The 21,973-nt window shown below is 65.3% G+C and carries 17 protein-coding genes; 3 read left to right on the top strand and 14 right to left on the bottom strand.

Translation table 11 applies throughout. From position 1 onward, the window contains the following. Positions 1-74: 74 nt before the first annotated feature. The 5 genes from FFS72_RS19420 to FFS72_RS19400 form a co-directional block, all read right to left on the bottom strand. Positions 75-995, bottom strand: coding sequence for a hypothetical protein (locus tag FFS72_RS19420; RefSeq protein WP_137875459.1), 921 nt, complete (start codon positions 993-995; stop codon positions 75-77). Continuing rightward, positions 958-1,563, bottom strand: coding sequence for a DUF6932 family protein (locus FFS72_RS19415; RefSeq protein ID WP_137875458.1), 606 nt, complete (start codon positions 1,561-1,563; stop codon positions 958-960). The genes FFS72_RS19420 and FFS72_RS19415 overlap by 38 nt, the downstream gene beginning before the upstream one ends. 222 nt (positions 1,564-1,785) lie before the next feature. Then, positions 1,786-4,920 (bottom strand): type I restriction endonuclease subunit R, encoded by a 3,135-nt coding sequence (locus FFS72_RS19410; protein ID WP_137875457.1) that lies wholly within the window; start codon positions 4,918-4,920, stop codon positions 1,786-1,788. Continuing rightward, positions 4,920-6,125: a restriction endonuclease subunit S gene (locus FFS72_RS19405; RefSeq protein ID WP_137875456.1), complete on the bottom strand. Its 1,206-nt coding sequence runs from the start codon at positions 6,123-6,125 to the stop codon at positions 4,920-4,922. The genes FFS72_RS19410 and FFS72_RS19405 overlap by 1 nt, the downstream gene beginning before the upstream one ends. Then, positions 6,122-7,867 carry an HsdM family class I SAM-dependent methyltransferase gene (locus tag FFS72_RS19400; RefSeq protein WP_137875455.1) on the bottom strand — a complete coding sequence of 582 codons (1,746 nt, stop codon included), beginning with the start codon at positions 7,865-7,867 and terminating at the stop codon, positions 6,122-6,124. Before FFS72_RS19400 ends, FFS72_RS19405 begins: the two co-directional genes overlap by 4 nt. A 390-nt stretch (positions 7,868-8,257) precedes the next feature. Here FFS72_RS19400 and FFS72_RS19395 point away from each other — a divergent pair, with 390 nt between their 5' ends. Both FFS72_RS19395 and FFS72_RS19390 read left to right on the top strand, forming a co-directional pair. Then, positions 8,258-9,001 carry a recombinase family protein gene (locus FFS72_RS19395; protein ID WP_137875454.1) on the top strand — a complete coding sequence of 248 codons (744 nt, stop codon included), beginning with the start codon at positions 8,258-8,260 and terminating at the stop codon, positions 8,999-9,001. A gap of 200 nt (positions 9,002-9,201) precedes the next feature. Beyond that, positions 9,202-9,576, top strand: a complete 375-nt coding sequence (locus FFS72_RS19390) for a hypothetical protein (protein WP_137875453.1) — start codon at positions 9,202-9,204, stop codon at positions 9,574-9,576. 172 nt (positions 9,577-9,748) lie between these two features. Here FFS72_RS19390 and FFS72_RS19385 read toward each other — a convergent pair whose 3' ends face one another. The 9 genes from FFS72_RS19385 to FFS72_RS19355 all read right to left on the bottom strand — a co-directional run bounded on the left by FFS72_RS19385 (position 9,749) and on the right by FFS72_RS19355 (position 21,092). Further along, positions 9,749-10,165 (bottom strand): hypothetical protein, encoded by a 417-nt coding sequence (locus FFS72_RS19385; RefSeq protein ID WP_137875452.1) that lies wholly within the window; start codon positions 10,163-10,165, stop codon positions 9,749-9,751. Positions 10,166-10,421: 256 nt separating this feature from the next. Then, the gene (locus FFS72_RS19380) at positions 10,422-12,005 is read right to left on the bottom strand and encodes an RNA-guided endonuclease InsQ/TnpB family protein (RefSeq protein ID WP_137875451.1); all 1,584 of its coding nucleotides are present in this window, start codon (positions 12,003-12,005) and stop codon (positions 10,422-10,424) included. A gap of 3,578 nt (positions 12,006-15,583) precedes the next feature. Further along, positions 15,584-16,447, bottom strand: a complete 864-nt coding sequence (locus FFS72_RS19375; protein WP_137875450.1) for a hypothetical protein — start codon at positions 16,445-16,447, stop codon at positions 15,584-15,586. Positions 16,448-16,495: 48 nt separating this feature from the next. After that, positions 16,496-16,666 carry a hypothetical protein gene (locus FFS72_RS26545; RefSeq protein WP_171018746.1) on the bottom strand — a complete coding sequence of 57 codons (171 nt, stop codon included), beginning with the start codon at positions 16,664-16,666 and terminating at the stop codon, positions 16,496-16,498. Positions 16,667-16,799: 133 nt separating this feature from the next. Next, positions 16,800-17,423 carry an RES family NAD+ phosphorylase gene (locus tag FFS72_RS19370; RefSeq protein WP_137875449.1) on the bottom strand — a complete coding sequence of 208 codons (624 nt, stop codon included), beginning with the start codon at positions 17,421-17,423 and terminating at the stop codon, positions 16,800-16,802. Further along, entirely contained in the window at positions 17,420-17,953 is a 534-nt protein-coding gene (locus FFS72_RS19365; protein ID WP_137875448.1) for a hypothetical protein, read from the bottom strand. The genes FFS72_RS19370 and FFS72_RS19365 overlap by 4 nt, the downstream gene beginning before the upstream one ends. A gap of 961 nt (positions 17,954-18,914) precedes the next feature. Next, positions 18,915-19,538 (bottom strand): hypothetical protein, encoded by a 624-nt coding sequence (locus FFS72_RS19360; RefSeq protein WP_212744375.1) that lies wholly within the window; start codon positions 19,536-19,538, stop codon positions 18,915-18,917. 368 nt (positions 19,539-19,906) lie between these two features. Further along, entirely contained in the window at positions 19,907-20,266 is a 360-nt protein-coding gene (locus FFS72_RS27140; RefSeq protein WP_502704133.1) for a DNA repair protein RecO C-terminal domain-containing protein, read from the bottom strand. Positions 20,267-20,804: 538 nt separating this feature from the next. After that, positions 20,805-21,092 (bottom strand): hypothetical protein, encoded by a 288-nt coding sequence (locus tag FFS72_RS19355; RefSeq protein WP_137875447.1) that lies wholly within the window; start codon positions 21,090-21,092, stop codon positions 20,805-20,807. A 619-nt stretch (positions 21,093-21,711) separates the two neighbouring features. Between FFS72_RS19355 and FFS72_RS19350 the strand changes: the two genes are divergently transcribed. Further along, positions 21,712-21,924: a hypothetical protein gene (locus FFS72_RS19350; protein WP_137875446.1), complete on the top strand. Its 213-nt coding sequence runs from the start codon at positions 21,712-21,714 to the stop codon at positions 21,922-21,924. Positions 21,925-21,973 lie beyond the last annotated feature (49 nt).

Below are 21,973 nucleotides of genomic sequence, written 5' to 3'. Positions count from 1 at the left end.
GGTTGGGGCCGTCGGTCCTCTGCCGGCGGGCCGATAGCAGCTCTTATGACGTTTCGGCTGAACTGGGCGCCCGATCAGTCGTCCAACAGCTTCTCGTCGTGCTGGATGATCTGGCGGAATACATTGGTGGTGTCGAGTATCTTCCCCGTGCCATCAGAAGTGATCGTCTGATCAACTTCAACCCGCACGTACTCACCGAGCGGCATCTGGTTCGCCTTGATTAGTGCCTCGGGGACTCTAACCACCTCGTGCTTCTTTGCCCGCTTCGCTATGCGGGCTGCAAGGACAAGCTTGCCGTCCATGCTGATGCTGTGTGTGTAACCGCCCAATTCCTCCCGGGTGGTTCTCTGGCGACCCTTGAAAACCTCGTTGGCATACATAACGCCCGTCATGGAGAGCTTCGATCTCCGTAGGTCACCTCGATGCTGAAAGGCAGTCACCTCCAGGCCGACGCCGGCGGTCCGGAGATCGTCGGCCATCATGCGCACCGCGTTGAGGAGTTCCTTGTCACCTCTTTTCCAGATCAGTGGCGATGATCCCTCTTCGAAACCGTCGTGGATCGCGAGGACGCGGCGTACAGCAAAGTCGAATTCCGTATCGGCGTCCTCACCTATCGACCCTTCGGGTGCAGGTTCCGGAAAGACCGGGCGCAGGTCGATGATCGTGCTTCCCTCTCGCAAACCGACAGCTTCGATCCGTCCGATTCCCCGCCTCACAGCGTCCAGGGATAGTGCTGCCTCGATCTCTTTCTGGAACCGAGGCAGGACGAACGCGATGTCGCCGGTGAGACTGCCGTTCTCAACGTGCTCTCCGAAGATGCGCAGGCTGATCAAGGTCGACAGGCCCATTCGCGGCTCGATCGATTGAAGTGACGCCGCGAGTGAGCGACGAGCACCGGAGACGAGGTCAACGTCGTCGTCGCAGTCTTCTGCGTCGAGCCAGTCCGGGGACTGGTAATCATGCAGCAGCTGGGGAAAGCGATCCGCCAATCCCATCTCTGATCACCTCCAGGTACCCGCGGCGCGGCTCTGAATCTGCGACGGTGAGTGGTCCCTTCACTGGGGATGAACGGACTCGCTGCCAAAAATCATCCATCAAGCCGCGGGCCAACACGTAGTCATGTTCGAAAATCGATATCTCGCGCGCATGCATCGTCGTGACGGGCCACCAAGTAACCGGGAACGGTTCTACCCCGAAATCCCTTACAACCGAGTCTCGGTTCTCGAAGAGCTTGCTCATCTTCCCGCAGCCCGGCTTGCCTTTGATCGCGTCAAGCTTGGGTCCATCCAAAATCGGTGATACGTCTACGTCCTCGGGATGGAGCTTGGAGGTGGTGAAGCTGCCGCCGACCCAGATCCGGCGGAGTACGTCGCTCGTTCCGACCATCTCCTCGAGTCGCTCCCATTCGGCCATGTAGCGAACTAGGCCCTTGAACAGCCTCTGGCGCGTGCTGGATCCTGCGAACTGCGGATCATCCACGAACGCTTGCTGGACCTCCTCAAGCGTGCATGTGTATCTCCCGACAGGGAGATTTCCACTTGCAGGATCTGTCGTCGGGATCACGCGCAGTCTTCCCCCTTGGTTACCTGATTGAGCAATTTCGTCGCGCCAACATACCGCGGTCCTTGACGCTGGCAATGTGTCAGCGTCGAAACCGCATGTATACCAGCACTTTTCTCACACCTGGACGGGACTCGCACCCGCCTGAGGTCGGCGCAAGTTGTCCGCCAACGTCACTCAAATAGCATCGGCGGATCGCAGCAACCGACGCCCGGATCCGGGCGATCAGACGGCCGCCTTCTGATCAATCGCCGCCTCGTAGAAGGCATCCGCGAGCGCGACGACGACAGCACCGATGCTGGGGCCGTCGCTGAAGAAGTAGTCGGCCATGGTGTTGTGGGCCTCCTGGTTGTCGACGACCGCCTCGACGACCGCCGATTGGAAGTCCTGCGACTCCATGAACTGCTTCTTCGAGTTCACCTTCGTCTGGTTGACCAGGTCCGGGTACGCGAGCAGCCGCTGCACCAACCCCTGCACGAACTCGCGGATCTGGGACTCGGTGAACGCTTCGGCGCCGAAGAGGTCGTTCATCTTGTCGATGACGACCTGCAAGGCGACATATTTCGGCTCCTTCCGGGTGCCGGTGCCGGCGGCGCTGATGCCCTTGAGCTGACCGTCACCGGTCAGCGAGATGTCGACCGCGGCCGCCTTGTTGTGCTTGACCCCGACCAGGACCACGTCGGAGAGGTCGATCTCCGCGGCCCAGGACGAGTCCGCGATGACCTTGTCCAGGAGCCGCAGGAAGATCGACAGCATCTCCATGTACGGGTCGCCGTAGTCGACGATCTGGCTCATGAAGTCGTAGAGCCGGACGTAGGTGGAGACGTCTTTGCGGAACAGGTCGAGGGTGTTGAGGGTGACTTTGTCGTCGGCCTCGAGCGCCGCCGCGTAGCGACGCGCGAAGTCGTGCTTGGCTGGGCTGATCGCGGCCGAGAGCGCGTTGTTGCCCTTCCGGGTGACCCACAGTTCGGCGACCTCGCGCACCTGCTCGGGGGTGTAGATCCCGGCCTGGGCGAGTTTGGTGGCGAGGTGGACGACGACGTACGGGTCGGTCTCGGTCTCGAGGGTGGCGCCGGTGAAGTACGGCTCGAACGCGGCCCGGATGTCCTCGGGTTTGTTCACGAAGTCGATGACGAACGTCTTGCGTTTCTGCTCGCCGCTCGCGGTGCGATGGGTGCGGTTGAGCCGGGAGAGCGTCTGCACGGTTGTGACCCCGGAGAGCTTCTTGTCGACGTACATCGCGGAGAGCAGTGGCTGGTCGAACCCGGTCTGGAACTTGTTGGCGACCAGCATGATCGTGTACGTAGTGCCCTTGAATGCGGCGGCCAGGTCCGAGCCGGCGCCTGGGTTCAGGTTGGCCTCGGTGAACTCGTCGTCCTTGCTCGGTTGCGGCCCCCACTCCGGCGTCCACTGCTCGTCCTCGTCCATCGTCACCGAGCCGGAGAAGGCGACCAGGGTGCGGTAGTTGTACGAGTCGTCCAGTGCGGCGCGCTTGGTGATGTAGGCGTCGATCGCCTTCTTGTACTTCACCGCGGCCTTGCGCCCGTCGGTCACGACCATCGCCTTCGCCTTGCCCTCGAGCAGGTGGGCGACGTTGGTGTGGAAGTGCTCGACGATGATCTGCACCTTCTGGCTGATGTTGGTCGGGTGCAGTTTCACCCACCGCATCAGCCCTTTCCGTGCCGCGGCCTCCTCCACGTCGCCGCCGTCGCCGCTCTCGGCCTGGCCGGCGATCTTCAGCGCGGTGTCGTAGGTCTGGTAGCCCTTGAGCACGTCGAGGATGTAGCCCTCCTCGATCGCCTGGCGCATCGAGTAGAGGTGGAACTCGGCCGGCTTCCCGTCAGAACCTTTGCGGCCGAACAGTTCCAGGGTCTTGTTCTTCGGGGTCGCGGTGAAGGCGAGGTAGGAGATGTTCTCCGACTCGGCCCGCTCGGTCATCTCCGCGGCCAGGATCGCCTCGACGTCGACGTCGCCGCCGTCCTCGATCTCCTTGACTTCTTCCGCGGTCAGGACTGCTTTGAGCTTGGAGGAGATCTGGCCGGACTGCGAGGAGTGGGCCTCGTCGGCGATCACCGCGAACCGCCTCCCCTTGAGCGAGGAGTCGGCGCGGATCTCGTCGAGTGCGTACGGGAAGGTCTGCACCGTCACCGCGATGATCAGCTCCCCGTTCTTCAGAGCGGTGGCCAGCAGCCCGGATTTCGACTTCGCTCCCGCTTTGCGGACGTCTTCCGGGCTGATCGTGGCCACGATCTTGCCGGACCCGTCGATTTGCCGGATCGCGTCCTGGAGTTGGCCGTCGAGCACGGTGCGGTCCACGACCACGATCACCGAGTCGAAGACCTTCTTGTCGCTGACGTGTAGCCGCGCGAGCCGGTGTGCGGTCCAGGCGATGGTGTTCGTCTTCCCCGACCCGGCCGAGTGTTCGATCAGGTAGCGCTGTCCCACGCCCTCCTCGCGGACGGCGGCCACGATGTTCGTCACGGCCTCCCACTGGTGGAACCGGGGGAAGAGCATGCTCGTGCGCCGCACCGATGTCCCGGTCGCGACGTCCCATTCTTGTTTGGTTTCCACGATCATCAGCCGGCCGATGATGGTGAGCCAGGCGTCCTTGTCCCAGACTCGCTCCCACAGGTACGCCGTCGCCGACCGCCCGCCCTCAGCTGGAGGGTTCCCCGCGCCACCCTTGTGCCCCATGTTGAACGGCAGGAAGTGCGTCTTCTCGCCCTCGAGCCGGGTGGTCATCGCGGCCAGGTCGTTGGAGACCGCGAAGTGCACCAAAGCTCGGTGCCCGAACGACAGCAGCGGCTCCGGCCGCCCGTTGGTCAGCGGATTCCGGTCCTTGCGGTACTGGTTGATCGCGGCGTCGAGGGACTGGGTGAAGTCGGTCTTCAACTCCACGGTCGAGACCGGGAGCCCGTTGACGAAGAAGACCAGGTCGATGCTGCGCTGGTCGGCGGTGGAGAAATGCACCTGCCGCATCACCCGCACCCGCATCGCCGCGTACTGCTCGTTGGTGGTCGCGTTCAGGCTGGTCTCGGGGCGGAACTGCGCCATCTTCAACCGGCCACCGCCGATGTACTGCACGCCGTTGCGCAGGATGTTCAGCGTCCCGCCGCCGTGTTCGAGTGGCTTGTCGAGCGCCGCGGTCAGCACGTCGAGGAACTTCGCCGGCGACCCCGCGGCCTTCAACGCCTTCTCGTACGCCACCTTCTGGGTCTCGTTCAGCCAGGCGAACAAGTCCTCGGGGAACAGCGCCCGCTCCCGGTCGTAGCCCGTGTCGTTCACCGAGTACAACCAGCCGTGAGCCTCCAGATGCGCGCAGATCTCGGACTCGAACACAATCTCGTTGTGGGCGGCCATCACACCATCTCCCGTACGTCGATCTGACCCGTCACCGCCGCCGTGATCAACGCCGCCCGCCGCTCGCGGGCGATTTCGACAAACCGCTCCGTCTCAGCGATTAACGTGTCGATCTTCTCAATCTGATTATCGAGGTACGCCGTGATCCGCTGCTGCTCATCGATCTGCGGCACCGCGACCTTGAAGTCGGCGAGCAGCGGGCGCCGTAGGGACTCCATGGTGACCGTGTTGCTACCCGCGAGTGCGACCGGACGAAGGAACGTCGACAGGAAGTAGTAAAAGTACCAACCCGTGACTTCCGTGAAATCCTTGAACACGTAAACCCGCTGGTGCGCTTCGAACTTCCCATCGAAGTAGTGGAAGACCTTGCCGGTGCCACCCTGACCGTCGCCAGGCGTCATGACCGCTTCTCCCTCAAACGAGTAGTGGTCGATCCGCAGGACCTCACGACCGCGCACGTAGAACGGATATTCACCGTCATCAGTGGCGTTCCCGGAGTCTTCGGACCCTGTTGTGATTGTGCACAGATACCGGGTAGGAACCATTCGCCAGTGCTTCGGCACGGCGCCAAGCAACTCCACCCCAGACGGCGCGGTCTCTGCATCATCGAGACCGGCCAGCAGCGCTGAGCGGATCGTTGCCTCACGCCGCTCACGAAGCGTCTCGATCAGGCGCTGCTGCTCCTCGATGAGCGTGTCAATACGGGCGGTCTCGCGGTCGAGGTAGTCACAGACTGCGCGCTGATACCCGACAGGGGGCATTGGAATCGGAAGCTCAGCCAACGTTCCCCACCGACGAAAGTCAGCGCCACCCTCACGGATGCCTCGGGCAAGTGCCCTCGTGAATCCGGATTTCGCCTGGACGTGGATCGCGTGGGCGACGTATCGGAGGTCGAGGTCGGCGATCGGCTCGCAGACGGTGCACACCGCTGTGATCGCGCCCGCGGAGTCGGCGATCCCGACGGACCCGCGCAGGATGTCGAGGCCATGCACGACGAAATCGCCTATCTCAACACCTTTGAAGCTGGAGAGGTCTGCTGCCTCGTGGTAGCCAATTTTCGCCCGATTCGAGCGGAGAGTGACCTGCCCGTCTGTGTAGGCGGTCACAATCTCTGCGCCCTCCGGAACCGGACGATCGAGACGGCGGAAGAGTCGGCCGAAGGGAACCTGCGGCAAATCCGGTGCGCCACTCCAGGTCAGTGTCATCCCTCCACCTCTCGCAACAGATCCAGGATCTTGGCAACCTGCTTCTCCAGGTCTGCGTCGATCTCTGCGAGTGGCCGGGGTGGGACGTACTTGTAGAAGTGGCGGGTGAAGGGGATTTCGTAGCCGACCTTGGTCTTGGTCCAGTCGGTCCAGGCATCGGGGACGTGAGGCTTCACTTCGACGTCGAAGTACGCCTGGATGACCTCGACCTTGCCGGCCGCACCGGCAGTCGATCCGCCGTAGGTGAACGGGACATTCTCGGTGTCGCGCTTCTTCGAGTCCGGCTTGGGCTTGCCCTTACGGTCCACGACCGGGTTCCCGTCCTCGTCCAACAGCGGACGGTCGACGGTGATGGTCCAGTAGCCGAACTCGTCGTTGCGCAGCACCTTGGAGTAGTCCGGGTCGGCGTCGGTGAAGGCGGCATACAACTTCACCACCTCGGCGCGGTCGGTGTCGCTGATCTCGCGGCCCTTGGAGCCGAGGTTCTTGCGCATCTTGGTCCAGAACGAGGTGCCGTCGATGAGCTGGACCAGGCCCGTGCGGTCGGGGTGCTTGGTGTTGTCGAGGATCCAGATGTAGGTGGCGATGCCGGTGTTGAAGAACATGTTGGTCGGCAGCGCGACGATCGCTTCGACCAGGTCGTTCTCCAGCAGCCACTTGCGGATGTTGGAGGGGCCGGACTCGGCGGCGCCGTTGAAGAGCGGTGAGCCGTTCATGACGATGCCGACACGGCCGCCGCCGTCCTCGGGGGCGCGCATCTTGTGGGCCAGGTGGAGCAGGAAGAGCATCTGCCCGTCCGAGGTCGCCGGGAGGCCGGGGGCGAACCGGCCGTAGGGGCCGGCTTCGTCGCGCTCTTTTGTGACCGCCTTGGCGTACTGCTTCCAGTCAACGCCGTAGGGCGGGTTGGACATGCAGTAGTCGAACCTTCTGTCCTTGAACGCGTCATCGGTGAGGGTGTTGCCGAAGGCGATGTTGGTCGCGTCGTGGCCCTTGGCGAGCAGGTCGGACTTGCAGATCGCGTACGACTGTCCGTTGTACTCCTGGCCGTACAGGCTCAGCTTCGCGTCGGGGTTCTGTTCGAGAAGGTGTTCCTCGGCCAGGGCGAGCATGCCGCCGGTTCCTGCGGTGGGGTCGTAGAGGGTGCGGATGATGCCGGCTTCGGTCAGGTCGGCGTCCTTCTCCGCGAAGAGCAGGTCGACCAGGAGCCGGATCGCGTCCCGCGGGGTGTAGTGGTCTCCCGAGGTCTCGTTTGCGGCTTCGTTGAACTTGCGGATGATGTACTCGAACGCATCGCCCATATCGGCGTTGGAGACGACGTCCGGATGCAGGTCGACGGCCTTGAAGGACGTGATGACCTCGCGCAGCAGCTCCGCCTTCTCGAGTGCGAGGATTTCCTTCTTGAAGTCGAAGTACTCGAACACGTCGACATCGGGGGAGAACCGGTCGATGTAGTCGGCCAGGTTGTCCGCCAGCCCGTCGGCGTCAGCCAGCAGGTTGGCGAAGGAGTAGTTCGAGGTGTTGTAGAACGGCCGCCCAGTGGCCTTCTTGATCTCGACCTTGAGTCGGTTGGGGTTGTCATACTTCGCTGCGAGCGCGCGGACCTTCTCACGGTCGGGCTCGAGGATGCAGTCAAGGCGGCGCAGGATTGTGAGCGGAAGGATCACGTTGCCGTACTGGTTGGGCCGGTAAGGACCCCGAAGTTGGTCGGCGATCGACCAGATGAAGCTACCGAGGGTGCTCACAAGGCTCCTTTACGAGGTTCACTCGACAACGAATGTTGGACGCTTACGCGTGTGCGTGTGGTCCGATCGGGCGACGCATGGTTTAGGGCAGTCGGTACGTCATAACAGCATCATCGCGCATCACGACACCCGCGCATCACGACACCCGCGCATCACGAGGTCGGCTGGCACGACCGGCGCAGCGACCGCGGTTGGCTTCCTCGCTGTGAACATTTCCTACACCGTGGTCTGGACACTCGGAGGAGCGTGTCTCATTTCCTTGGTAGTAGGACCATCCGCGCCGGAGGTGAGTCGACTCGGATCGCCCCAGCTCACGACGTCTCACAAGTTAATGCCGAAATCATGTGTCGAAAACCTTCTACGAGAACAACTTTCGATACGCTTGACGGCATGGAGCTGGGATACGCGCGGGTCTCGACGACCAAACAGGACCTCGAGCGGCAGATTGACGCCCTCACCTCGGCCGGCATCGCCGAAGACCGCATCTACGTCGACCGCAAGTCCGGAGCCACCACCGACCGCCCCGGCCTGACCGCACTGCTCGACTACGCGCGTGATGGCGACGTCATAGTCGTGCACACTCTCGACCGCCTCGGACGTAACGTCCGCGACACCCTCAACCTGATCCACGATCTGCGTGAACGCGGCGTCGGGGTCCGCAACCTCGCCGACCCGATTCGGATCGACTCAAGCAACCCGGACGACCCGATGGCGCAGCTCGCGGTCGTGCTGCTCGCGTTGTTCGCGCAGATGGAACGCACCTACACCCTCGAACGCGCCGCTCACGCCCGCGCCGTGGCGACCGCGAAAGGCCGACGCACCGGCCGCCCGTCGGTTGTGACCGAATCCCAGATCGCTCACGCCGTCCAACTCCGAAACGCCGGCGCCACCGCCGCGGAGATCGTCACCAAGACCGGCCTGACCCGTTCCACCCTGTACCGGCACCTGCCTCCGCGGCCACTCGAGCCAGTCACCGCCGCTGCGCCCACGCCGACAGCCGAGGCTGTGGCCCAAAGTCCGACTCCGATACAGGAGGTTGCCCGGAGGTCCGCGCCCCGCCGGCGACCAGTTGACGTGCCCGACGTGCGGCTATCGACCGTCGACCAGGAAGGAGAATGCCCCACATCTCGATGACCTCATCATGATCTGGCTGTGAATCACCCCCGCCAACCGGATCAGCGAGCACCGTCACTGTGTGCGAAGCCAACCCACGAGCAGATAATGGTGATTGGCTGCGAGCGCTGGGTGGCGGGTCATTGGTCATCCGCACCGTTCCATCTGGCGGCCTGCCCGTCGCGATACGCCAAGCTGTGACAACGCGGAAAGAAAACACCATGCCCGACACCAACAATCACGACCCGTCCGCCGAGAACGCCAACAGATCCTTCAACCTCATTCCCCTGGAGTACGCTCCCGGTTTGGTTCTGGGGATGATCGCCCGCTTCGCTGAAGGTCTGCCAGAACCGATGGTCATCGGCGCGAACGATCAGCCGGTGGCAGCCTTGATCCCCATCGATGACCTCCTTCGGCTTCGTGAATACGACCGTCGCGCCCTCGATTCCGAGGACTCGTTCTACGCCGAACTCGATCACCGGCTTCACCACGCGGACATCGAGCAGTCGGTGATAGACCTCAACGCCGTCGCCCGGTCTCTCGGGCCGACCGGAGAACAGTGGGCCGACAGACGTCACGGCAACAAACAAGATTGACGAGGTCGCCCGCTCCCATATCGACCGAATCCTGTCGGCGCACAGCCCTGCTCGCCGCCCCGGCGCGGTCGACGCGGACCACATGTCGTTGCCGTCGACGATCCACACCCCGGTCAGCTTCTGCGGGACAGTTTCCCTATGAAGGTCTGTCCAACACGGTACGTCCGCAAGCTCACATCCCGTGCCGGGCGTGGTCGATAAGGTTGTCGACAGCGATCTCAGTGAGCTGTCCCGATTCGAGGTCCTCAAGCGGGCTGTTTCCGTCGAGCATGTCGGACGCCGTCAGCCACCAGCTCGCGGCGCCGTAGGGGTCAGCGTCGACGTAGAGGCGTCGGTTGGCGTGACGGACGACGTCGTGGATCTTGTGCCGACGGGCGTCGAACTGGAAGACCGGATACAGGTAGTTCGGGCGGGCGCCGACGGGCAGGCCGATCAGATCGACTGCCAGGCGACACTTCTGGGCAGTACTGGGGATCGAGGAAGCGGTCGATGCCAGGATCCGGGTGACCTCCGTCGAGTCGACCACGACGAGCGAGTCAAGGATCAATCCTTTGGCAATGCCCAGGTCCGCCTGCCGTGACGTAGCCATGGAAGGAAGGCTACATCGGACCCAACTCAGGACGACGCCCGCCAGGATCCCTTGCCGAATACCGGTTGAACCGTCCCCCGCATTCGGGGAGAGATTCTCAGCCTGCGCGCGCTGATGCCTGCAATCCCGGGGCCGTCCCGGTACGCGCGGGGGAGATAGAGAGGTAGGTGCGTTGCTTCGTCGTACGTACGTACAACTGCTACCAACTGGGACCGTCCCGTACGAGCGGAAGAGATATCTGCCCGTACTCCTGGCATCACGGGGTAGGGACGGGAGGTCCATTGCTGGCCTCGCTGGCCTGCCCTTCAGCAGGTCTGGCTGACACACATCGGCCCGGCTGTGGTCGGCTCGATGTTGGCGTGCCGCAGTGTTTAACGTCGGCCGTGTCCACGGTCGACGGGGAGTGGACTGCAAGTGATCGGATGTTGCGGGCAGCGTTGAGGTCACGATCGAGAATCAGGCCGCACTGCTCGCAGCGATACACACGCTCGGACAGCCGCAGCGTGGCTTTTACTGCACCGCAGTCCGAGCATGTCTTGGAGGTCGGCGCGAACCTGTCGACAGCGATCAGGCGTGCGCCGTACCACGACGTCTTGTATTGGAGTTGCCGACGAAGCTCCCCGAACCCGGCGCGGCGGATCGACCGGTTCAGGCTGGCCTTGGCTCGCCGACCATTGGGCAGAAAGCTACCTGGACGGGCCGGGTCGGGTTTGGGGCGCGGGGCGGCCGTCATCCCTGACACTGCCAGATCCTCGATTCCGATCGTCTCGAATTCAGTTGCGATCCGCTTCGTCACCTCATGCAGACGTCCCCGACGTCGAAGCGTGTCGGCATGTTGCAACCGCGCGATCCTGCGGGTGGTATCCACCCAGCCGGCAGAGGGCCCCTGCACATTCCTGGGGCCGCGCTGCCGAGCGGCGTGCTGTTGCAGTCGACGAAGCCGCCGGTTGAATGCGGCAGAAGGGTGGCCGGCGACCAGTTCATCGGTCGACAGTGCAACCAGCGAATGCACTCCCACATCGACCCCGACTGTCCCGGCGGCCCGCTGCCGCCGGGTGGCTACCGGCGCCGGAATCGCCTCGGTGGGAACATCGAGAATGATGCTGACCGTCCATCCGGTGCCGCGGCGGACGAATCGCGCGGATTTGGGTATGGCGCCACGCTGGATCCAGCGACGGAGCCTACGGGTGTTCTCCTGTACCCGAAGCGATCCGAGGTTGGGGATACGAATCCTGTGCCCCTTGTCGATCACCTTCCACGGATTGTCGCCGCGGCTGGTGACGCTGAGGTTGAAGATCGCGAACGAGTCCTTCGAACGGTGCTTCTTCTTGAACCGTGGCCATCCGGAAGGGCGGCAATCCTTGCGCGGCTTGCGTGATAGGCGGATGGGCGCCCCCCGATGATCCCAGTAGCGGGCAATCGCAGCATCGAGATTGCTGAGTGCCGCGCCCACGACGAATCGGGAGACGCCGTGGTTCTCGACGTGCCACCAGTGGAACCGGCTCTCCGGATCACGGCTGAGCTCGGTGAACCGACGACTCAGCGAGGTCCTGTTGGGACACTGACGCAACTCCTCGGGTGCCTGACGCAACGCGTTCCTCTTCCAGTCCGCGTCGCCGAGTAGCACTTCCGCCTCTTCGTCGGTGCCGGCAAACGCGTGGGCACGCTCGCGCAGCCATGCGTATCGCTGCCCATTCCAAGCGTTGATCGTGGCCAGACCCCAGTTGTAAACCGCGCGAGAAGTACCGACGGACCGCTCGAGTAGCAGTCTTTGGTCTTCGGTGAGTGCCGCTGCATCGAGGTGAAGCAGCACCGCGCGTGAGCATCTCGTGTCGACCATGACGGGTTCCCTCGGTCCTCATACCGATCTCGTGGTCCTCCCCTCCGGTGTAACACCAAGCGCCGACGCACGCAACAGGGAGGAACGGAATCTGTTTCCATATATGGGTTTTCGCCGGTCCAAGCCGCACCCCACTCTGACCTTGTCCACAGAGGCCGACCCGTTGGCGGAAGTTTCCGAGAACGAACCAAGAACATCGATTACGAGCAGCCAGTGAGAGATTCGCAGACCCACCAGAAAACAAGGAACGCACTCATACCTGGCGGCAATTCCGGCGCCAGCGCACGAGAGTGTCGTCGAGAATTGAAGCAACGGCGACAGCGAACCGAAAACACTAGGACACAAACGATATTCACCGAACTAGAAAATTCCTCCGAAGTAACGAGATCGACCTTCCTATCCACGTTGGCGCGCTCGTCCCCGCAGCACCCTCCGGGCGCTTTGCCGAGGGCGCTCACCAGCTCGGCACTGACTCCCAATCCGGGAACGCGTGACTCGCTCGCCTCCCCGGACGAACCGCGGCCGGCGAGCACCTCCAAGGTGGCCGAATCAGGCCGTCCGCCAGGGGCCGTGACGTCACCAATCACTCGTGCCGGATCGCCTCGCAACAGAGGTGACCGATCGACCCACGGACACCGTCTCCGCGTCCGCCACCATCCCGCCCCCGGGCGCACGGACCACGCTCGAGCGCAGCGAACGCGCCACCGTCGTGGCAACCGCTTCACGGTCACACCGACCCGCCAGGCCAGCAGGCGCCGCGGCGCGCCATGTCACAACTCCTGTCGCCGTCGGGGCGACCGGGTCGCGGCGAATCAGGCAGCGAGCGAGCGAGCTGGCCGAGCCACCGGACGGGTCACCGGAGGTGACTCCACCGCCTGCCAGCGGAGCGGGCGGCGGCCACCGCTCAGCCGGCCCCACCCGTCGCAGACTCGCGCGCCCGGGGCGCGACACAGGCCGGCAGGACGCCGCAGCGCCAGCGGTTGCGAGCGAGCGAGTAACCGCCCGGAGAGGGCACAGGCGCGCCAGCGCCGAGCACCACGCAGGACACAAGGCCGCGGCGGACAGGGCACCCCGCAGGGGTCGCCGGAGGGGGAGTGAGGGAGGTCGCGAAGCGACCGGACTGAACGGACCCGGAGGCGATAAGGACCCTCGCGCAGCGAGGGCGACGAGGCGCCAGCCGAGGAGGTCGTCCCGGCTCTGCCGGGCAAACGAAGGGTGCAGGGAGCGCAGCGACCGAAACCCGAAGTGCGTCACGACTCCTTATGCCCTTTTTGGTTAGAGCCATAGCAAGCGGCTCCGAGCGTCAGCGAGGGGAGCTTGCGTAGTTGGCGTACTGGGGAAACAGGTCGAATTCTCCATCTTTGCGACCGGTCGCAGAGACGCGAGACACCCCGAAAACAGGGGGTCGCAAAGATGGCACCGTTTTCCTGTTTCCCCAGTCCAGGGCGGGTGTGCTTTGCGACCTATGATCCACGTCACTGACGCAGATGTCGCAAAGACGCCGGAGGCGGGTTTGGGGCATATCAGTGGCGCCGGGAGCGCAGCGAGCGGTGACGCTGTATCGGTGTTGGCGTCAGGGTCACACGGGCCGCGTCAGCGGGTCGTGCCGAGCAAGGCGCAGCCGTGTCGCAGCATCGCTGCGACTGCCCCAGCGTCGATGTCGGGTGGCAGTCGCAGGCCACCTCGTTGGGTCCAGGTTTGCCTTGAGGAGGCGGCGTCAGCCGTGGCCACAACCTGAGCGGAGGCGGAGCAGCGTCGTGGGTCGGGTGCCCGCGCGTGAGCGCGCCTTGTAGAGCAGTTGGCACCCGTGAGGGCCCCACGACGATGTTCCACCGCAGCGGTCCGGCGGCGGCGTTGCCAGGCGCGCCGAAGGCGCACCACGGCCGGCCGGTACCGAGGTCTCGTCTCGTCGGGGATCCGGCACGGGTCGGCCGCGTCAGCGGTCGCAGGGGGCGTCCGGTGGTGCCGGTGCGGATCGGGCAGCGGCGCAGCCGGCTGCCGCCACCGGCCTGAATCAGACGGTCGCGGGCCGCTCCGGGGTGAGCCGAGAAGGGCCGCCTGCGGTGCCACTGCGGCAGCAGCCTGAGAGCTCACGGGGAGGCCGCCGCAGGCGGCGTGCGGCGGCCTCCCGGATACCGGGTGACGTCACGAACCGGCGGCGAACAGTCGGTGTCGGTGTCGCCGCCGGTGTCGGCGTGCAAACCTGGGTGAGGCCCCTGCTTCTTTCCAGGAGGTTCACCGATGTTCAGCACCGATTTGCAACCGATCCCCGGGGTATGGGGATGGCTCAGCGTCGTGTGGAACTGGTTTGCCAGTTGGCTCTGAGCTGACCCGAGGGAGCTGCCCGCCGCAGGGATCTGCGGCGGTGTTCGACACGGTCTCGCTGCAGGCTGGGCTGCAGCCTCCGGCGGCAGCCGGGGAGACAGGGTCGGCTTCTTCGGCGCACGTGGGCTTCGGTCGCAGTGCTCTTCTGCGACCGGCTCTGGGCGCGCAGCGTCCAGGGCCGCCAGGTCACCAACGATGATCGCTTCCCCTGGTGTCCACGTGCGCCGGAGGAGCTGGTCGCCGCGGCGGGAAGTATCGCTGATGCGGAAATACACGCCGGTTCCCGGCGTTGTTCGACGGGCCTCACGATTTCGCCGTTGTTCGCGGCCCAGCGCCCGCGAGAGAGGCCGGTTTTGTGGCCCGGAGAGCATTTCTCAGCGTGTTTATGTGAATGCGCGGTCGTGAAATTCGGCCGGGGAATTACTTCAGCGGTGAATCCGCCATTGTTTAAGGCCCGAGAGAAACGCACGAGTGTTTTGAGGGCTGGTCGCCGGCCGCCAACGGGCCCAGGGAAAGCCCAGGTCGCGGGGGTGCGGCACCCCGGCGCCGCGCCGCGGAGCGGCCCACGGCCGCAGTGGGGACGATGCGACTGTTCTGAGGCCACCGAAGGGACGGTTGTGCAGATGGTGCGTTCCTTGAGAGCCGCATGCATTGTCACGGCCGCGCAGATGTACCGGCTACTAGGCATCCGTTCATGTGGCTGCACTGCGGCGCGCAATCCCCGCCGCTGCCACCTGTACCGCTGCACAGCAGGCAGATGAGGGACGGTAGAGAAGATCAACAGCCGTATAAGGGGCGGTTGGGCGGTTGTCATGGCCCCTGAGTGGTTCAAGTACAGATCATCAGCCAGTCTAGAGACAGTTGTACCGCCATAGAATTGCCAGCGTTGACGCCGTAGTGACGGTTCAACAGTCACATAAGAGCCGCCACAACGGTGGCAGAACAGTTGTGTGGCCCTATGGCTGCCGCCCGGGGTGGCAGCACATGAGCCGGTTAAACGGCGATAGAACAGCACTGCGGCGGTTGAGCAGCACTACGGCCAGTGAGCAGCACTGTGGCGAGAGAACTGCACTGCGGCCAGTGGGCAGTTGTGCGGCAGCATTGCCGCCACCCGCTCCGATGTCCGGCGAAAAGGAAGAACCCGCACCCTGCCGGCGAGGCAGAGTGCGGGTTCTGGTGGGTGAGGGGCCCGGGTCAGCAGTGGCCGATCTTGCTCCACGGGTTGGCCGAGAGTGCGGCTACGCGGTGAGCGCTCAACGCTTCCTCCACTCAACCTCCGCGTTGTAGCCGGCATCGCGGGCGGCCGGGGACACGAGGGACTGGGCCGCATCGGTGAGGTTGTGGTCGATAGAGACTGGACCACGCATCCACATTGCGTCGACAACCTTGGTGATGGCCGACTGCTCGGCGGGCGTGAGCTCGACGCGTTCGAGGGCAGTAGCGAGCCGGTTGAGGGCATCTGCGGTCGAGTGAACCGGGAACGCCACCTCGACGTAGCGGTAGGGTTCGCGTCCGCTGCAGTAGATCTCGTTGACGCTCGAACCCTGGTCGCTGAGGATGTGGCACGGGATGCGACCGCCGTGGTCGGCCCGGTACTTGAGGACTTGGTCCAGGGCCGACCGCATTCCACCAGCTACGGCCTTGACGGGCTGGTAGGACCAGTAGCGCAGGTCCGACACCTGGTCTGCTGTGAACACATCACGGTCGAGGACCTCGAGATTGGCGGTGACCTCGTCGAGGTATCCGTTCTCGCAGACCACCGCCGTCTCGTCGAACAGCAGGCTGTGCGAGCCCCACGCTCCATGTGGCGGTGCACCCCTCGGTTTGTGCTCGCAGATCGCCAGTACCGTGCCGGTATCGGGGTACATGACCACCCAGTCGACCCCGTTGCCGGATTCGGTCACGTATGGGATCCGACCGTCTTCGAGATCGCTCTCGGTGAGCGTCGGGGTGATCATCTGCACGACAGCCCACCGCAGGGCCTCGCTGCCCGACGAGCCGAGTGCGGCGATCGCTCGATTGATGTCGGCCTCGAACGCTTTGTAGGCAACGCCCGTGTGGGAGATCCACGTGGACCGAAGTGGCTCCGCGTAGGGCGCGTGGTCGAGATCTGTCAAAGGTGTCTCCTTCGTGTGTGCGACTAGGCGGGTGGGGGCCGGATGAGCTCAGCTCGCCGGCGGCGGGGCGGCGGCCTCCCGGTCACGGCGGGCCTGCAATGCGTCGATCGCCGCCCGGTGCCTCGGGGTCATCATCCCCGGCTGGCGGCCGTTGTCGGCGCGGCCGTCGGGGGTGTTCGCGATCTCGGGTTGTGCGGTCGAGTGGGTTGGGTTGCTCACGGGCTCTCCTGGTGGTGTCGGGTCGCAACCTTGTCCGATGTTGGCTGCGCCAACCGACGCCGAGGCGACTGGAAAACGAAGAACCCGCACCTGCCGGGAAGGCAGAGTGCGGGTTCTGTCGTAGGTGATGCGGTCAGGCCGTCGGCGGCGAGACGATCCGCACCGTCCGAGGCGCGCTGGCGACGGTGAAGCCGCACCGCCGGGCGGCCGCGGTGAGCGGCTCCGGGCTCGGGTCGGTCGGCCAGGTCGCAGCCTCACCGGCCTCGTGGAACAGGGCGACCGCGTTCGGAGTCGGCCCGGTGGTGAACCGGGTCTGGTACCGCAGCCCGCCGAAGCTGACGGCGTCGAACGCCGAAGCCCACTCTTGCGGCACCGCGTACGGCGTCATGGACGCCAGCTCCCGGGTGAGGCCGAAGTCCGCCGCCTTATCCGCGCAGGTGTCGGCTACGCGGTGGTCGTGCGGCACGGCCAGGGTCGAGAGCTGCCGAGTAGCGGCGAAGGCGTCGGTGATGATCCCGGTGGTGGCCAGGGCCTCGCCGACGGTCTCCCGGATCGCGGTGACCTCGTCGAACGCGAGGTAACAGGTGCCTCGCGGCGGCGTCAGGTCGAACCGGCCGCCGCCGGAGGAGGAGAACCACCACGGACCGTTGGCGGCGCTGTGCCCACGGATGAGCTTCTGTGCGGTTGTGACCTCGCAGCCGGGGAAATCCTTCAGCGGCAGGGCCGGTGGACGCAGAGCGACAGAGTCTCGTGTCACGCGCGCCACCGCTCGGCATCGGCGCGGGCCAGCGCCAGTGCGGCATCGACCGGGTGGCCGTCGGTGATCCACTCGACCGCGCTGCGGTCGCCGAGACCGGGCTGCCGGCTGCGCAGCCAGACCGCGCAGGTCCACGGGTCGGCGGCCTCGCGCAGCGTCTGCCACAGGGTGATCAGGTGCGGGTGCACCGTCCTCTCGTCGGTGAACTGCCAGGTGGGGTAGACCCACGGGCCGTCGTCGGCGAGTCGGCAGGCAATCACCGTCCCTGCAGCCACGGCCTTGTTCACGGCCTGGCGGCTGATGCCCCACCACCGGGTCAGGCCGCTGGTGTCGTAGAACGGGCCCACCAGCAGGTCGTAGACGTGGGTGGTGGGCAGCGCGGCGGCCATCGAGGCGGCGATCGACTCGACGTCGTCGAAGACCTCGGCCGGGACGCCGGCCGCGCGTGCGTCACGGAACGTCGCGTGGACGCGGCGGGTGAGGAGGTCGATGAGCTTGCGCTCCTGCTCGACCAGGGTGGGGGTTTCCATGCGAAGTCCTCCTAGCAGGTCAACCACGTCAATCACATTCTCCCGTTGGGCGTCAACCGTGTCAACCAGCCGGGCGGCTGACTGTTCGAGGCTGGCCCGTGGTTGGCTCCGCCAACCCCCAATCGGCCCGGCTGCACAGATGGAAGAAACAGAGCCTGCGCGCCACCATGGAGGCGCTGCGCGGGCTCTGGATGACCTTCTGCTTGTCGGAATCCTTCTGACTCGACGCGATTCCCAGCCCCAGGCGCCTCTCGTGCCTCTACTGTGACTCGCAGTTGGGAAGGGAGAAGCTGATGGCGTTCATCTGCCTGTGTGGCCATCGGTACGCAGCAGCCTCAAATGCCCGCGGATGCGTGCGCTGCGCTGCGAAGGCTGCGCAGCGTCGAGCTGCGCCCACTACCAAGTCGACTCCCGCAAAGGCTTCCGGTCGGCCCAGGAAATCGACACAGGCCGCACATCGCACCGCCGTGGACCGAATGGTGCGCGGGCGCCAGCCGAATCTCAACGAACTCACCGTCGAGCAAGCGATTCAGCAGCTCGTGGACCGGTATCTGAGCCGGGTAGGGATCCCTGACCGAGACATTCTCGCCTCTGGATCTCCAGCCACCGCCGTCGTCGACACGATAGTCCGACTATCCGGAAATGCGACACTCGAACGACTGCGTCGGGAGACTAGCGCCCAACAGAAGGCGAGTAGCTCACTCGAAGCCGCTATTGCGCAGGAGTTCCGCCGCCAGATCCGTGCCCGCACCAGTGCGAAGAAGCTTCAGGTCCGGTCTGTCGTCGGAGGCGGGCTTCCGGGGATGGGACGACGCACCTAGTCGTCTTGGTAACGACGAGGGCTGCCAGGGATGGATCGTCCCGCCGAATGCAGTCCTCGGACAGGTGATCCAGGATTCGTCCCATTCCATTCGGCACGTGCGGGAGTTCGCGATTCGTCAAACAGAGCAGGTGGCGTTTCTCAGCGTCGACGCGTCGGCCAGCAGTGCCGGCATCCGCTGCCGATGGAGCGGACGTTGGAGTGCCTCGGGGTCGAGACCTCACCGCAGTGGGTGCACCGGCACCGCCAGGGCTTCGCCGAACCCAGATAGTCCTCCAGTGGCTCGAAACCGGCCGCGCGCATCACGTCGACCGCGGCGGAGGCCTTCGCCGCCAACATCTTCGCCGCAGCCGCCCTGTTGCGGCAGATTCGGCAGCCGGAACCTTTGGTGCGGATGTTGTTGACGCGTGGCCGCCCCTCCGTGTCGCACACCAGGCAGCGGGCCGGCCACGGCGCACTGATCTGGCCCGGATAGTCCGTGAGGGGCTCGAAGCCGGCGGCGCGCAGCTCGGCTGCTGCCACGTCGGGGTCGAGCCCGTTCCGCGCAGACTCCTGGCCGCCGCCGTGCGCCCGTCGGAGTGCGGTCGGGATTCCGCGCTGCGCGATGCCGCGGGCTGTCGCGGCGCAATGGCGGCAACCGTATCCGGCCTTGACGTTGTCGTACTTGGGAGAGACCTCCCGCTCGCATGCACGGCACCGGCACAGCCATGGCCGACCGGAGCCGGGATAGTCGGTCAGCGGCTCGAACCCGGCTGCCCGCATCACGCGTTCGGCCTGGGCGGGGTCGAGACGCCTGCTCGCGCCTGTCCGCCGCCTGGCACAGGCAGAACACGGACCGTGGCGACTGATCGCCGACAGTCGCGGAGTGATGACCGCACCGCACGTGAGGCACCGGCACCGCCACGGCGTATCCACAGCCCGAAACGGCTCGAGAGGTTCGGCGCCCGCCGCGCGCATCCGCTGGGCAGCCTGCTCGGGGTCAACACGCCGGGGCATCGGGGACCTTCCTCTTCGTGTAGCACAGGGATCGTTGGGACGTGGCTACGCCGAACTCCGATCTCCGGGGCGCGTTTCCGCGTAGCGACGATCATCCAGCGGACCATCAGCGCGTGTGGTCGTCGGCACCCGAAGCGCTAGCCGCGGGCTCCGCGCCAGCAGTGCTTGCAGCCGTGCCCGTTTCGGACACTGGCACGCCTCGGCGTCGATACCTCACCGCAGTGGGTACATCGGCACCGCCACGGCTGATGCGAGCCGCGATACTCCTCCAACGGCTCGAAACCCGCTGCGCGCATCAGCGCAACGGCAGCGGCGGCGTTCGCTGCGATATGCCGTGCACCGATCGCTCGATCGGCGCAGGCCCGGCACCCGGCCCCGTGGCGGGCAACACTGAGCCTGGGTGTGCTCTCGCGCCCACAGGCCATGCAGCGGCACGACCACGGGGCTTCGACCCGCCCCGGATACGGCACGAGCGGCTCGAAGCCCGCTGCGCGCATCGTCGCCGCCGCCACCTCAGGATCAACGGGAGTGCGCTCTACCGGTGTTCGCGTCGCCCCACCTCGTTGATCCGATGGGCACCGGCGGCAACCAGCTCCGGGCATCGTCCGGCGGCGGTACGACAGCGTGACCTCGTCGCCGCACTCGACGCAACGGTGCAGCCACTGCTCTTCCGCACCCGGGTACGGCTCCAACGGTTCCAGGCCCATCTCGCGCATCGCCGATTCGGCGCGGGCGGGGTCGTGGCGAGTCGTCGCCCTTCCGCACGACCTGCACGGCTTCTGCCGGCTCATCGACGACAACCGCGGCGTGATGACCTCCCCACACCTCAGGCACCGGCACCGCCACGGCGCATCCGCATTCAGATACGGCTCCAATGGCTCGGCGCCAGCGGCACGCATCCGTGCGACAGCCTGCTCGGGGTCAATACGCCGCGGCAACGCGAACCTCTCCTCAGTTACGACACTGGCGCCGACACGCTACAACGACCGCCAGCATGGTTCGGCCAGCGGCAGGTCTCGAGTCTCGGTCATGGCGTCAGGACACTGCCGTATCCACGATGAATAGCCCGACGAACCAGGTCACGACGATCAGCAGCGCCGCCCCGATCGGCCAGGGGAACATCCAGTTGCCGCGCCGGTGCGCGCGAAAAACCCCGATCCCGGCCATCACCAGAGCGACCACGATCCCACCCCAGGCGAACACGGTCCCGAACAGGGCGAGGTCCAGGTTGCACTCGTCATGGCAGTGGCCGGTCATCATCTGCAGCATCCCGCCGAGAATGAACGCCCACCACACCAAGACCAGCAGCGCGATCGACAGCACCGCGGTGGCGGCTGCGTCGACATACGTTCGGGTCCGCGTCGGCCGAGGACTCCTCGGCGGTGGCGGGCCGGGAGGGCTGGTCGTCATGGGCTTTCCCTTCTCGGACGGGTCTGTCACAAGATTGGATGCCCCGGAATCAACGAAAGTTCCCACGAAATGGCAAACACCAAGGCCTGATCCCATTCAGACTGTTCACGCGGGTGCACCAGGTCGATCCGCGGAGTCGCCACCCAGCGAACCTTTCGCCTCCGGCGTGCATCTAAGGAGTAGATGCCCGCGCCATGCGGGCCAACCTTCTCCGAAAGGCACGGCACCGCGATGAGTACCCCTGCAGGACAGAACCTTTCCGTCGGTCCCCTCGATATCGACCTGGGTGAGCTGGCGTCCGGGCCGGGCGCGACCACCGTATCCATCGATTCGGTCAGCGGCGGTATGTCTGCGGCCGGTGGGGTGTCCGCATCCGCCGGTGTGGAGCTGTGGGTCGGTGCACCCGGCGGTATCCCCCAGGTCAGCGCCAGTGTCGGGGCGGTATCTCGGCGGGAGGTGAGTCCAGCATCGGGGAAGCTACGACTCGATCGACCTGACCACCGACGCAGCCGCCGGCACGAGCGAGGTGTCGGTGCAGTCCGGGGAAGCCGAGGTGTCCGGGTACGGCGGTGTGGCGCTCGAGGCGGGCATGGAGCTCGATCTGGTCCCGGTCGACGGCGGGATCCCGGAGATCGGTGTGTCCGGTGGCGTCGGCTATGACAGCTACGGCGGCTACGACGTCCAGAGTGGGTACGAGGTGGCCGAGATCCAGCAGGACGGCGGAGACGGCTCGTATCTGGGCTGACCGAGATTCGCGGTGGGCGGCAAGCCAGTTGCGATGAGAACCTGGTTGT

Source organism: Rhodococcus sp. Q, from assembly GCF_005503035.1.
Classification (GTDB): Bacteria; Actinomycetota; Actinomycetes; order Mycobacteriales; family Mycobacteriaceae; genus Rhodococcus_G.
The sequence above is the reverse complement of the archived record's forward strand: the minus strand, read 5'-3'. Positions and strand labels throughout refer to the sequence as shown.